Below are 13,260 nucleotides of genomic sequence, written 5' to 3' on the forward strand. Positions count from 1 at the left end.
ATCTGTCAAGAGAAAATTTGCTTCTCCTAATCTCCTCACAAAAATTTTATACCTTGGCCAAAATAATTATTTAGGTTAGAATTGACACATGCGGGCAATTGAGAAAATAAGAAACTTATATCAGGTAGCCAGAGATTATTTTTATTTCGGGGATGAAGTGTTTGTTTGTCAAGAACGTTATGAACCTGTGGTACTATTGGGTATCATTACCCTTATTTTAGATGGGAAGGAGCTCATCTACGGAAGTTATGGAAGTGGTAAAACAACTTCCAGTGAACGTCTCTCCAGTTTCATAAAAGGACTTCCTTTAGAATTTTTGCAAGCTACCACTATTTTTGGCCATCCCGAGCAGACAGAAGAAAAAATAAAGGCCACTCTTGACTTAGCCGCTCTTCAGAAAGAAGGACAGGAAATAGTAAGATGGCGAGTAGTTCCCTATGCCCCTGTAGTTATTATTGATGAAATAAATAGGCTTCCAGTGGGAAAGCAGAGTATGCTCCTCAATGAAGTGGACAGAAATATCTGGAATTGGCGAGGAGAAACCATAATTTTTAAAGAACAAAAGGCATTCTTTGCCACCATCAATTACCAAGATTTAGGTACTACTCAAATCATCCCCCCTCTTCTGGATCGTTTTGATGTAGCCGTAGAGACCACAAGACTTCATCCCATTAGGAAAAGGTTAGTGCGAAGAGGAATAGATGACAGCATTTTAAGCCACAAAACTCTAGCGGCAAGAATGCTTAATTTTATCTTGAGCCACAACAGAACTGAACAGGCCGAAGTGGTGGAAGCATATATTAACCAAATCTCTACAGAATTTAAGGAGCAAATAGAAAAAAGGTTCTCTGAACAGGGTATTTCCATAAAAATTCCTCGTAAGGAAGAAATGCAAGAAATAAAAGAAGAAATTGAAAATATTTCTGTCTCTGAAGATGTAGAGCTATTTTTAGATTATTTGGGACAAGAAGTTTACTGCCAAAAAAGCTTACAAAAAGATTTCTCTCGGTGTGGAGATTGTCATTATAAAAATTTCGCTTGTGCAGACCTTTACAGTATTTCTCATCGTGCTGAACAAAGTCTATTCCATTATGCTAAGGCACTTGCTTGGATAAATGGAGAAAGCAAAGTAAGCTTGGAACACTTACAGGCCATTTTCCCTTACGTATTATGGCATAGAACTAGTTTAAGTGACGAGAGAATGGCTAAAACAAGGGATATGGAAAAAGAAACTGGAGACCGCTTTTATGCAGTCTATGAAATTTTACAGGATGTAAAAAAACGATGGGAAGAGCATAGAAATTATCAAATAGATGCATATATGGCTTTAAAAAAGGAAGATACAAAGACCATTCTATCTTTAGCGGAGCGCATTGACCATCCATTTTTTAAGGCATTAGCTAGGGAGATTTAGAACCACTTTCTTTGCGGCCGGTTTTTCATTGGTATTTTCAACTTCAAGCAGACTACAATTGGATAGCCTGAATAAGGGTGAGAAATAAATAACCGAGCTTAATCTACTAGAAATTCAATAAAATCAGAGCTAATCCATTTACTGCCATCAAACACACTTTCGCCTGGAGGGACGATTACAACTCCAAAAACATAGCTTCCTTTGAGTTGCGTCTGAGTAAAAACTGTATCTCCCCATACGGTACTAAGAGCCCAGTCAGAAAATATAGGTGTGGGTGTCTCTATCACATGGCCATAGATATCCTGAAAAAATAGTATATTCCCATCAGGTAAGATTACTCCCGCATATAAGTCCACCTGTTTTTCTTTTTCTCCTCTAAGCAGAACAGCAGTAAGTCTCACCTCATTCCCCTGCTCAATATGATAACGTGAAGCAAATACCTTTGACAAAGCAGTATAGGGTTTTGACCAAATAAGTTGACAAAGACCATGACCATAATTGTTATCTGGTTGTGCAGAAAGGGCATAGGTCTGAGTAATTAAGGCTGTTTTGAGGATATTACTGTCATAATAGGGAGAAGCAGAGAGCAACAGGGCAGCAGTGCCTGCTACATGGGCGGCAGAGGCACTAGTGCCATAAAAAAGTTTATAACCATAAGTACTAGTAGTTACTCCATCTGGTGCACAGATATCGGGCTTGATTCGTCCATCCAAAGTAGGTCCTCTAGAGCTAAAATATTCTCTTTCATAGTTTAGACTCACTGCCCCAACGGCTAAAGCATCAGGGGAATCTGCAGGAGAAGTTAATTCTCCATAATCCACCCTATATTCAGGATATTTGCCAGGATTTCCATAAATTAATAATCGCAACCAAGCATCACCTGTGGCTTTAGTTTTGCGAATGAAAACCGCATAATTACCTGATTGTGGAACATGATAGCTGATAGTCTCCAAAGGCTCTTGTTCTCCAGCCTGTAAATTCTCAGAGGAAGCCACTTCTTGAAAACTCCCATTACCATTCTCCCTATACAAAAATAAATCATAATCTTGGTCAGTTACTGGCCATTTATTCCAAGTGAGTCTTATTTCTAAATCTTCCCCTTGAACTGCATAAAAAGAATTTCCTCCATCATAAGGTGTGAAATTATGCCAATTATCTTCATCAGGGTCAGAAAAATAACCTTGCCAATATTTTCCTGCTTCATTACCAGCAGAGTTTACCCAAAGGATATTATGTTTAGCCGCTCTTCGCACAAAATCACATGCAAAGCCTGTTCCATCTCCTGGAGTAACATTATCAAACCCTGCTGAAAGAGAAATAACTTGTATTCCCTGACTTAGAAGCCAATCCACTGCTTCCCCAACCTCCACATCGGTATTGGCAGTAACTAGAAACAAACGCTGAAGACCAGGAACAATATCATATATAAGTTCCGCGCAGGCAGTTCCATGACCTGTGTCAGTAGGAGAAGTAGAAAAGTTTTTTATTACCAAGTTTGATGTAGGAGGTAGCTCACTTCCAACCAGTGCTGAATAATTGCTAAAATCACTATCTATCACTGCTACATTTATTCCCTCACCATGATATCCTTGGGCATGCCATTGTCGGATATACATTCTATCTAAAGCTTCACTAACATAGTGAGGGGTGAGCTTATGGGGGAAACGAATATATTTTACCTCTGGCCAACTAGCGATGGTATTTATAATGGAAGGAGGAGAGAGCACTTGAAGCATGGCATTAAATTTAGCCTCAATTTCAACCCCTAAACTTTCTAAGCGAGAAATAATTTGAGGCATATGTTCCTTTTTATCCAAAATTATCACTATGGTAACCATATCCTTTTTAGGAGAAAGAGTTAGAAAAGAAAAAATCTTTCCATTGATAACTTTAGAAAGCTTGACTAAACCCACTATATGAGAAGAGAGTTTAGGATGTTTTAAAGTAAGATCCCTCTGATTTGCAAGAGACCATGAACCTATAGCCATTAGTAAAACTAAAACCACTATTATCCTTATGATTTTAAACCTCATTGGTTTATACCTCCTTTAAGTATTCAACTACACGATTTTGCAAAAAATATCAAGTTTAAAAATATTGAACATTCCCCAAAATTTAGAAGTCAATCTTTAAAAACATTCCTGTCTGCCGACAGGCAGGCAGGCCTGCCCGACCGCAGGCGGGCGGGCGAGCACTCCTTGACAGCTCCAGCTCTAAATAAAATATTTGTAGGTTTTCTTTTAGAGTTATTACGGATTTGGGAATAAAATTTCTCCTGTCTTAAATGAAAAATTATGCTATTAAGTTTCAAAGAATTAAGCTCTTTTGACAACTGAATAGGAGAAAATTGCGGGAACCTTCTTTGTGTTCCTAAGTGCCCTAAAAACCATAGAGGCTCCCGAAGGGAATTTTTGATGGTTTTTTGGGGAGTTACTGGGGTAGGTATGTTAAATAGGAAAAAGGCAACCATAGAAATAATGAGGTTCCCGAAAAAGGGGTGTTAAGTTTCCTATAATATGCAAGAAAAAATAGGTGCTTTTGCGTAAGAAACATTGACCCGATTTGAGGGGATTGCGACCTGACTTTTTAATTAAAATTTTATTGTAAAAATAATGATGTGGATTCTATGTTGAGGGAAAATCCTGTTATTTATGAAGAGGCTCCTAAAGATGACATTCTGTTAAAAGTTATAAAATGGCTATTTATCATGGAGGACATTATCTACTGGCATTATGAGGGACGAGCGTTTTTAAATAACTTCTTTGCATATGTTATAAATGAAATTGGAATTTTGCTTGCAAGGTGGACAAAAAAGCTACTTATCACACAGTCTGACGTAAGAGTGAATATTAGCCTGTCTTAGATTTAGATAAGGAACTTGCCCTTTGCCATTAATGGTTTCTTTACCTATTGTTCACCATAATTCTCAATCTCTTCGCTGCCTGACAAAGGTAGGAATATCTAAATCGTCTTCTTCCAGAGGGAGACGGCGGAATATTCTTGTTTTTTGATGTTCTTTCTCGTGTTTTTTCTCTTTCTTGGCCTTGTAATCTTCTAAAGACTGAGTTTTTTCTGTCTCCTCCAGAGGGATGCCATCTTGTTTAATACCAGTGGCAATTACGGTAATCATCATTTCATCACCCATAGTATCGTCTATTACTGTTCCCCAAATGATGTTGGCATTTTCGTCTGCTTCTTTATAGATAAGACTAGAGGCAGATTCCACTTCCTCTAATGTCATTTCACTGGAAGCGGTAATGTTCATTAATACTCCTTTAGCTCCTTTAATAGAGACGTCCTCTAAGAGAGGGCTTCTTATAGCCCTTTGGGCGGCTTCTATAGACCTATTATCACCACTAGATATACCTGTTCCCATCAATGCTAGCCCTTTTTCTTCCATGATTGTTCTAACATCGGCAAAATCAACATTGACCAATCCCTGAATGGTGATTAAATCTGCAATCCCTTTCACAGCATAATAAAGAACTTGGTCTGCCTTTTTAAAAGTTTCCAGCAAGGTAACTGCCCGTGGTTTTAGTTCTAAAAGGCGATTATTGGGAATAGTAATAATAGTATCTACTACTTCTCTTAACTGGGCAATGCCATTTTCAGCAATTTGCATCTTTTTTTTGCCTTCAAAACCGAAAGGTTTTGTTACTACGGCTACTGTCAATGCCCCCAATTCTTTGCTAGCTTGGGCTATTATAGGAGCAGCCCCTGTTCCTGTGCCACCTCCCATACCCGCAGTGATAAATACCATATCACTACCTTCTATAACTTCCTTAATTTGGTCTATGCTCTCCAGGCCTGCTTGTCTGCCTATTTCAGGATTGGCTCCAGCTCCTAACCCTCGGGTAACATTGACACCCAGTTGGATCTTAATGGATGCCCGGCTCATATCTAGGGCTTGTAAATCTGTATTGGCTGCAATAAAAGTTACATTTTTTAGACCTGATTCTATCATATTGTTAATAGCATTACCGCCTGCACCACCTACGCCGATTACTCTGATTTTGGCTGTTAAACCTTCTTCCAAAAAATCAACTCTCATTTTTACCCCCTTATATTTTAAAATGCTTCTTTAAACCAGTTTTTAATACCATTTATAAAACGTCCCAAAATACTCTGTTTCCTAAAGATAGAGTGACCATTACCTTTTTGGTTTTTAAACCCATACATAGCCAGGCCTACGGCTGTAGCATAAATAGGATTGCGGATGACATCCGAGAGCCCTCCTACTCCTCGCGGATAACCTACCCTTGTCGGTAGGTCAAAGATTTGTTCTGCAAGTTCAATCAATCCAGGTAGAAGGGAAGACCCTCCGGTAATCACCATTCCTGAAGCTAAAGTATCTTTTAACTCTGTCCTAATTAACTCTTGTTCTATTAAACATAGGATTTCTTCTACTCTAGGCTCAATAATTTGAGCCAAAACACCGCGGGAGATACTGCGAGATTTTTTATCTCCCAAAGCAGGAATTTCTATTTCTTCGTCTTTTTCTAGAAAACTGGTGTTAGCAATACCATATTTGAGCTTTATTTTTTCAGCTTCAGAAAGAGGGGTCCGGAGACCAAAAGCAATATCATTAGTAATATTTGTTCCTCCTACTGCCAAAATAGCTGAGTGTTTTATACTATTGTTTCCAAATACAGTAATATCTGTTGTCCCACCACCTAAATCTACCAAGGCTACACCCAGGGTTTTTTCTTCTTCAGTTAAAACAGCCCTACTAGCAGCTAAGGGTTGAAGGACAATTTCCACTACATCTAAACCTGCCCTCTGAATGCAACGAATGAGGGTTTGGACAGCAGCCACAGAGGCAGTAATAATATGCACCTGCACTTCTAATCTCACACCGGCCATTCCTTGAGGGTCATGAATTCCTGTTTGGTCATCCACTATAAACTCTTGAGGAATCACGTGAATGATTTGTCTTTCTGGAGGTAAGGAAACCATTCTAGCTGTTTCAATAACTCTTTCCATATCCTTACGGGTGACCTCACGATGTTTTAGGGCAATTACGCCTTGACTATTCAAGCTCTGAATGTGATTTCCAGCAATACCTGTATACACACTCCGAATTTCACACCCTGCCATCATTTCTGCTTCTTCAATGGCCCTTTTGATGGAGTTTATTGTTTCTTCTACGTTAACAACCATCCCTTTCCTCAAACCATGAGAAGGGTAACAGCCTACGCCGATAATCTCTAGTTTTCCTTCTTCACTAGGTTCTGCAACCACTGCACAAACCTTAGTTGTGCCAATATCCAGTCCTACAATAAGCCCTGCTCTCCGTGTCATCCAAACCTCCTATTCGGTTTTGGCATATATGCGATGGATGTTTGTTAAATCAATAAGTTTAATGCGGTTTTTTGTTCTCTGAAAGTAAGCTAAGACTTTCTGTAAATTTCTCAATTTTTCAGCAAAATTAGTATTTCCTAAGAGAAATTGATGGCCTTCTAAGGTAAAAATACTAAGGCCCAAATTTTCATCTACATGAATTTCTGAAAGTTTTTGACCAGAAAGGTTTTTTTGTTTCCATAGATTTAATAAGGAAATAGCGGTTTTAACTGCTACATCATTTGGAGAGGAAAGTCCTGTAATTATAGGAAGGTCTAAACTTTCAAAAATAAGACTTGGTGTGCATTCACCATTTTTTTCTACTATCCACCAATGTTCTCTGATATAAGCCCAAGCAATGGGCTGGCGTTCTGTAATTATTATTTTCACTGTATCTTTCCATCTCCGTTTGACAGAGGCAGTTTTTACTAAAGGAAGTTGTAATAGATGATGGGTAATCTTAGCAGTATGAATAGATAACAGACTTTTACCCTGACAATTTGCCAAAGAAAGGATTTTTTCTGTGGGGATGAGTTTGTTCCCTATGACTTGAACTGTTTTTATTTTAAAGAAAGGAAGGTGACACAGGTAAATATAACCCATGGTGAATATAATGCTTAATAAACAAAGAATTCCCATAATGCCTAAAATTATGGAATATGCTTTATAACCTGTTTTTTCCCTTTTATATCTATTTTTTCTCATTGGACCAATTTAATTTCTGGCTCTAATTTGATATTGTTATATTTTTCTATTTTCTCCTGGATCAATTCTATTAACCCTAGGACATCAGAAGCCTTAGCCTGTCCAGTGTTGATGATGAAATTAGCATGTTTTTCTGATACCTTTGCCCCTCCAATCTTTTTCCCTTTTAATCCTGCTTTTTCTATTAAATAACCTGCACTAATATTAGGTGGATTTTTAAATACACACCCTGCTGATGGAGAAAATAATGGTTGGCTGGTGAGTTTTTTGTGAAAATAGTGTTTGATAAGGGCCTTTACCTTTTGGGGAGTAGAAATATTTAAGTTTATTTGGGCAGATAGAAGGATAGTTTCAGGAGAAAGTTGTGTGTGACGATAGTTATACATTTTATCTTCCCAATTTATCCACAATATTTTATTTTCTGAAAATATCTTTATTTTCTTTGTTTTTTCCCCAATACTTTCTCCAAAGGCTCCGGCATTTGAAGCTATAGCGCCTCCTACAGTAGCAGGAATACCAGCCATAAACTCCAATCCTGTCCAACCTTTTTTAATGGATAAATTTAGCACATGAGAAATTCTGAGGCCTGCCCCAATTTTTAGAATAATATCAGAGTCTTCACTTTGCCATGTAATATCTTTTAGGGCTAATTTAATCACTATGCCATTATAACCATCATCCAAAGCCAAGGAATTACTCCCATTTCCCAGAAGATAATAAGGACAAGAACGCTTTTTGAGATAACATATTAAATCCGCAAGAAGCGTTTCTTTTTTCACCCAAATTACTGCTTTAGCCGGACCACCAATCTTAAAAGTGGTCAGTCTTTTTAAAGGATAGTTAGTTTTTACCACTCCGAATTTATTCAGTTCTTTCATATATCCTGACTTAAAATGGTTTCTCCAATTTGCCAAATATTTCCTGCTCCTAGAGTGAGCAAGATATCCATTGGTCTTAATATTTCTTTTAATTTATCTATAATAGCTGTAAAATCAGGGCAATAATCCACAGTTTTATATTGAGCAATACCATCTGCTAACCATTCTCCTGTAATACCTGAGATGGGTTTTTCACTAGCAGGATAAATTTCGGTCAAAATAAGTTTATCTGTTTTTTCAAAGGCAGTGAGAAAAGAGTTATAGAGGGCTTTTGTACGGGAATACCGATGGGGCTGAAAGATAGTAATTAAACGCCGATTAGGCCACCTTTGTTTAATGGCCTCCAATACAATTTTGATTTCAGTAGGATGATGGCCATAATCATCTACAATTAAGATTTTATTTTTTTCTCCTTTGATTTCTAACCTCCTGGCTACCCCTTTAAAATTTTTTAAGCCTTGGATAGCGGTTTTTATCTCTATATTTAAAACTTTAGCTACTGTCAAAGCAGCTAAGGCAGCAAGGACATTGTGTTTCCCAGGCAAGGATAAAAAAACATCTTCCAGTTTTTTCTCTTGAATATAAAGAGCGAATTTAGTACTAGTATTAAACTCAATTTCTCTAGCTTCTATATCCTGTCCAGGGGTAATCCCATAGCTGAGATAAGGAATTTTTAAATTTTTTACTAAAGTTTTTAATCTAGGGTCATCACCGCAAATAATAGCAGTCTCTTTTACTTGATTTAAAAACTGAGCAAAGGTGGTTTCAATAGTATTTATGTTTTTATAATAATCTAGATGATCGGCATCTATATTGGTAAATACCCCTATCTCAGGATGTAAAAGGAGAAAACTTCCATCGCTTTCATCAGCCTCTGCGACTAAATATCTGCCATTACCTAACCAGGCATTTAAACCACTGGTATTTATCTGTCCTCCAATGATTGCTGTGGGTTTTAATTTTGCTGTTTGTAAAATATGAGCAATCATAGCTGAGGTGGTGGTTTTGCCATGAGTGCCGGTAATAGCAATACCCCTTTTTTGCCCCATAAGATAGGCCAATAGTTGCCCTCGAGAAAGCAGGGGTAATTTTTTTTCTTGGGCTGCTTTAATTTCAGGATTGTCTTCTTTTATAGCTGAGGAATAAATAATTATTTCTGCTCCATCTATTTGTTCAGGACGATGTCCCAAGTAAATAGTGGCTCCTTGAGTCGCAAGTCTTTTTAACAAAGGGTTAAAATGGAGATCAGAACCACTGATTTGATAGCCCAACTCCAGGAGAACATGGGCTAGTCCACTCATACCAATTCCACCAATGCCTATAAAATGAAAACTATGCCACGGCAAGCGCATAACTTTTTTCCTCCAGTATTTGTATACACAAATTTGCGATTAGGTCAGCAGCTTCCGGTTTACCTAAACTCCTAGAAGCATTAATCATCAGTCCTAAGCGATTTTGGTTTTTGACTAAGTTTACTAAAATATCTGCTAGTTTTTTACCTGTGAGTTCTTCTTGAGGGATACAAATACCTGCCCCGGTCTTTTCTATTAGCTTGGCATTATAAAGTTGGTGCCCTGTGGCCCAGGGGTAGGGGATAAGAATGCTAGGTAAACCAAGAATAGCAATTTCTGCCAGGGTAGTGGCACCTGCTCGACCTACAACTAAATCCACCTGAGCATAGGCAGAACTCATGTCTTTTATAAATGGAATGACCTCTCCTGGGATTTTTTCTTTTTCATAGATTCCCTTTATTTTTGAAAAATCTTTCTTTCCTGTCTGATGTAGGAACTTCAGTTTGTATGAATAATTTTTCAAATAAGGCCAAGCTTCACATACTGCCTTGTTGATAGCTCTTGCTCCTTGGCTTCCACCTAAAATAAGTATTCTAAAAGTCCCATCTTCTATTTTTTTCTTTTTTAGGTTTAGGATTTCCTTTCGCACCGGATTTCCAGTGAGAAGGCATTTTCCCATAGGGAAGTAACCAATAGAGCTGGGATAGGTAACACATATCTTTTCTGCCCATCGGCTAAGAATGCGGTTGGCCTTTCCGGGCACGGCATTTTGTTCCTGAAGGACAATAGGAATATGAAGACGTCTAGCTGCCATTACTACAGGAACAGACACGTAACTTCCAGTGCCCAATACTAGGTGAATGCCTTCCTGGCGAAGGAGTTTTAAAGCTTGTTTCAGTCCTATGAGTATCTCCCAACTTCCTTTTAGTCTAGCAAAAAAGTTTTTACCCACTAAACCACCGGCCTTGACATTATAAAAAAGAAAACCATAATGGCTAACAATTTCTTCTTCTAGTCCCGCTTTTCTACCCACAAAGATAATTTTCTCTATCTTTGGACATACCTCAAGACTCTGAGCAACTGCAATTCCTGGGAAAATATGTCCTCCACTACCTCCAGCAACAATGGCTATTCTATACATTTATCTCCTACCTTGCATATATATGTTTTCTAAAATGCCAATACCAATCAAGTTTGCCCAAAGAGCGGTTCCGCCATAGCTTATAAAAGGTAGAGTAATTCCCTTTGGGGGTAAAAGACCAAGGCATACACCCATATGAATGCTAGCCTGCATAAAAAACCATAAGCTAATACCCAAAGCTAGATAAAACCCAAATAAATCCCTGGCAGCTCTAGCAATTTTTATACCTCGCCAAAAGAGGAGTAAGAATAGAAATACTACTAAAGATACCCCACAAAACCCTAATTCTTCACCGATAATGGAGAAAATATAATCTGTGTAAGGTTCTGGTAAATAAAACAGTTTTTGTTGACTTCCACCTAATCCTTGTCCTAAAATGCCACCACTGGCAAAGGCCAGTTTTGAGTGTAAGATGATATATCCTACCCCTAAGGGGTCACTTGGAAGATTTAACTCAGGGATTAACCATTTAAGGAGTGGCCTGAGAAAATTTAACCATTCCAGCACACGTTTAACTCGGTAAGGGGCACTGATGAGGAGATAAATTAAGGCTAATAATATGGGACAGGTAGTGAGAAATAGATGCTTTATTTTAACCCCTCCTATAAAGAACATACAAAGAGTCAGTCCACCTAAAAATACTACTGTTCCCATATCTGGTTCAAGTATCAAAAATCCTGCAATTATGGCATAGATGATTAATCCTGGTAATACACCTGTAGAAAATGATTTTATCTTTTCTTGACGAGAGAGAAGAGCAGCTAAATAAATGATATATACTATCTTTACTAACTCAGAAGGTTGGAAGGAAAAGGGTCCTATTTTAATCCAGCGAGTTGCACCATTTGTGGTTTTACCTAAACCCGGAACAAATACCAATAAAAGACCTAGGATGGCAAAAAGTAATAATGGATAAGTAAGACGTTGATAACGTTGATAAGGAATATATCTTACCAAACCTATTATGAAAATAAAGCCTATAAAGGCGTAAAAAGTTTGCTTTTTAAAAAAATGATAAGGGTCTCCATAATATCTCTGTGCTAGCAAAAAACTACTGCTTAATATCATCATTAACCCCAAGCCAGTTAGAGTAAAGACTAATATAATTAATCCCCAATCCCATTTTTGATGTAATTGTTTAAAGCTCATAAACTGCCCTTTTAAACACCCTTCCTCTTTCTTTGAAATCTTTAAACATATCAAAACTAGCGCAGGCAGGAGAGAGTAATACATTTCCTTTTGGTTTGGCTAATTCCCAGGCTTGTTTTACAGCTTCTTCAAGGGTTTTGGCTTCCACTACAGGGATAATTTCTTTGAAAGATTGGGCAATTTCTCTCTTTGCTGAGCCTATTACTACTACAGCCTTAAGTTTAGTAGTTCCTCGTTTCCCAAAAGGTGTAAAATCCTGTCCTTTCCCTAAACCACCAGCAATGAGAACAATCGGGGCTCCTAAACTATCTATTGCACATAAAGTTGCTTCCACATTAGTTGCCTTAGAATCGTTATAGAAAGAAACTCCGTTTAAAGAACGAACCCATTCTAGGCGATGCGCTAATCCTGGAAAGGAAAAAATTATCTCTTTAGTGATTTGGAAATCGCATTGGGTAATTTGGGCAATAAGAAGGGTAGCCATTATATTTTTATAATTATGTCTTCCCAATAAACGGGTATCTTTTATACTTAAACTCCATTTTTCATAGAGCTCTGCTATAATATTTTCTTCTGTAAGATAAGCACCTGGGATGTAGGTTTTTTTCAGACCAAAAAGAAGTTTTTGGCTTTTTGTGTTTAGCCTTTTAACACCATCAATTAACTTCTTATTATCTCCCTCCAAAATGGACCAATCATTTATTTTCTGATGTTGAAATATTTTTAGCTTACAATGCAGATAATTATTAAAATCATTATGTCTATCTATATGGTCTTCAGAGACATTCAAGCAAGCAGCAATCCAAGGATGAAAGTTAGAAGTGGTCTCTAATTGGAAGCTACTGATCTCTGCCACAATATAGTCTAAGTTTTTTTGCTCAATAGCGTTTATTAAGGGTTCTCCAATATTTCCTCCCACCCAAACATTTTTACCATTAGCCTTTAGGATTTTTCCCAAAAGTGTTACTGTAGTAGTTTTTCCATTTGTGCCTGTTATAGCAATTATTGGGGCATTGAGATAAGGATAGACCAAGTCTAATTCTCCAATAATGGGAATGCCCTTATTTCTAGCTATATTTAAGACTGCTAAATCTAAAGGTATACCAGGACTAACTACGATATAATCAGCACTTAAAAAAGTTTCTTTTTGATGCCCGCCTGTTTCTATGGTAAAGTTAATATCCTTTAACGCTCTAATTCTATCTTTCAGTTTTTCTAAAGGAGAAGTTTCTGAGACTGTAACCTTTCCCCCATGTTGGGCTAAAAACCGGGTTATAGCTATCCCGGTTTTTCCTAAACCTACTACCACAAAGTGTTTGTTTTTTATCTCAAAGTTCATAT

General features: G+C 37.6%; 11 protein-coding genes. 2 read left to right on the forward strand and 9 right to left on the reverse strand.

Features of this window, described 5'->3' with window-relative positions; genetic code table 11:
• Positions 1–88 precede the first annotated feature (88 nt).
• A complete protein-coding gene (locus HS1_RS10970; RefSeq protein WP_066065333.1) occupies positions 89–1,414 on the forward strand; it encodes an AAA family ATPase in 1,326 nt (441 codons plus the stop codon).
• Positions 1,415–1,512: 98 nt separating this feature from the next.
• Here the strand turns inward: HS1_RS10970 and HS1_RS10975 are convergent, their stop codons facing one another.
• Positions 1,513–3,447: a S8 family serine peptidase gene (locus HS1_RS10975; RefSeq protein WP_066065336.1), complete on the reverse strand. Its 1,935-nt coding sequence runs from the start codon at positions 3,445–3,447 to the stop codon at positions 1,513–1,515.
• A gap of 593 nt (positions 3,448–4,040) precedes the next feature.
• Here HS1_RS10975 and HS1_RS10985 point away from each other — a divergent pair.
• Positions 4,041–4,277, forward strand: a complete 237-nt coding sequence (locus HS1_RS10985; RefSeq protein WP_066065340.1) for a hypothetical protein — start codon at positions 4,041–4,043, stop codon at positions 4,275–4,277.
• A gap of 63 nt (positions 4,278–4,340) precedes the next feature.
• Here the strand turns inward: HS1_RS10985 and ftsZ are convergent, their stop codons facing one another.
• The 8 genes from ftsZ to murD are packed head-to-tail and all read right to left on the reverse strand — an operon-like array spanning position 4,341 to position 13,258.
• The gene (ftsZ, locus tag HS1_RS10990) at positions 4,341–5,465 is read right to left on the reverse strand and encodes a cell division protein FtsZ (RefSeq protein WP_066065343.1); all 1,125 of its coding nucleotides are present in this window, start codon (positions 5,463–5,465) and stop codon (positions 4,341–4,343) included.
• Between the two features lie 17 nt (positions 5,466–5,482).
• The gene (ftsA, locus tag HS1_RS10995; protein ID WP_066065345.1) at positions 5,483–6,715 is read right to left on the reverse strand and encodes a cell division protein FtsA; all 1,233 of its coding nucleotides are present in this window, start codon (positions 6,713–6,715) and stop codon (positions 5,483–5,485) included.
• A gap of 9 nt (positions 6,716–6,724) precedes the next feature.
• Entirely contained in the window at positions 6,725–7,459 is a 735-nt protein-coding gene (locus HS1_RS11000) for a cell division protein FtsQ/DivIB (RefSeq protein WP_066065348.1), read from the reverse strand.
• On the reverse strand, positions 7,456–8,337 hold the full coding sequence (gene murB, locus HS1_RS11005; RefSeq protein ID WP_066065350.1) for a UDP-N-acetylmuramate dehydrogenase: 882 nt from the start codon (positions 8,335–8,337) through the stop codon (positions 7,456–7,458). The genes HS1_RS11000 and murB overlap by 4 nt, the downstream gene beginning before the upstream one ends.
• Complete coding sequence (gene murC, locus HS1_RS11010; protein ID WP_066065352.1) at positions 8,334–9,689, reverse strand: UDP-N-acetylmuramate--L-alanine ligase; 1,356 nt, start codon at positions 9,687–9,689, stop codon at positions 8,334–8,336. The genes murB and murC overlap by 4 nt, the downstream gene beginning before the upstream one ends.
• Positions 9,670–10,770, reverse strand: coding sequence for an undecaprenyldiphospho-muramoylpentapeptide beta-N-acetylglucosaminyltransferase (gene murG, locus HS1_RS11015; protein WP_066065356.1), 1,101 nt, complete (start codon positions 10,768–10,770; stop codon positions 9,670–9,672). Before murG ends, murC begins: the two co-directional genes overlap by 20 nt.
• Positions 10,771–11,919: a putative lipid II flippase FtsW gene (ftsW, locus tag HS1_RS11020; protein WP_066065359.1), complete on the reverse strand. Its 1,149-nt coding sequence runs from the start codon at positions 11,917–11,919 to the stop codon at positions 10,771–10,773.
• A complete protein-coding gene (murD, locus tag HS1_RS11025; protein ID WP_066065363.1) occupies positions 11,909–13,258 on the reverse strand; it encodes a UDP-N-acetylmuramoyl-L-alanine--D-glutamate ligase in 1,350 nt (449 codons plus the stop codon). Before murD ends, ftsW begins: the two co-directional genes overlap by 11 nt.
• Positions 13,259–13,260 lie beyond the last annotated feature (2 nt).

The organism is Candidatus Desulfofervidus auxilii (assembly GCF_001577525.1).
GTDB lineage: Bacteria > Desulfobacterota > Desulfofervidia > Desulfofervidales > Desulfofervidaceae > Desulfofervidus > Desulfofervidus auxilii.

What these genes read in the sequence shown, in the direction of transcription:
- murC (WP_066065352.1), bottom strand. Translation starts at nt 9,689, where the DNA reads ATGCGCTTGCCGTGGCATAGTTTTCATTTTATAGGCATTGGTGGAATT.
- HS1_RS10970 (WP_066065333.1), top strand. Translation starts at nt 89, where the DNA reads ATGCGGGCAATTGAGAAAATAAGAAACTTATATCAGGTAGCCAGAGAT.
- ftsA (WP_066065345.1), bottom strand. Translation starts at nt 6,715, where the DNA reads ATGACACGGAGAGCAGGGCTTATTGTAGGACTGGATATTGGCACAACT.
- ftsW (WP_066065359.1), bottom strand. Translation starts at nt 11,919, where the DNA reads ATGAGCTTTAAACAATTACATCAAAAATGGGATTGGGGATTAATTATA.
- murG (WP_066065356.1), bottom strand. Translation starts at nt 10,770, where the DNA reads ATGTATAGAATAGCCATTGTTGCTGGAGGTAGTGGAGGACATATTTTC.
- murD (WP_066065363.1), bottom strand. Translation starts at nt 13,258, where the DNA reads ATGAACTTTGAGATAAAAAACAAACACTTTGTGGTAGTAGGTTTAGGA.
- ftsZ (WP_066065343.1), bottom strand. Translation starts at nt 5,465, where the DNA reads ATGAGAGTTGATTTTTTGGAAGAAGGTTTAACAGCCAAAATCAGAGTA.
- HS1_RS10985 (WP_066065340.1), top strand. Translation starts at nt 4,041, where the DNA reads ATGTTGAGGGAAAATCCTGTTATTTATGAAGAGGCTCCTAAAGATGAC.
- HS1_RS11000 (WP_066065348.1), bottom strand. Translation starts at nt 7,459, where the DNA reads ATGAGAAAAAATAGATATAAAAGGGAAAAAACAGGTTATAAAGCATAT.
- HS1_RS10975 (WP_066065336.1), bottom strand. Translation starts at nt 3,447, where the DNA reads ATGAGGTTTAAAATCATAAGGATAATAGTGGTTTTAGTTTTACTAATG.
- murB (WP_066065350.1), bottom strand. Translation starts at nt 8,337, where the DNA reads ATGAAAGAACTGAATAAATTCGGAGTGGTAAAAACTAACTATCCTTTA.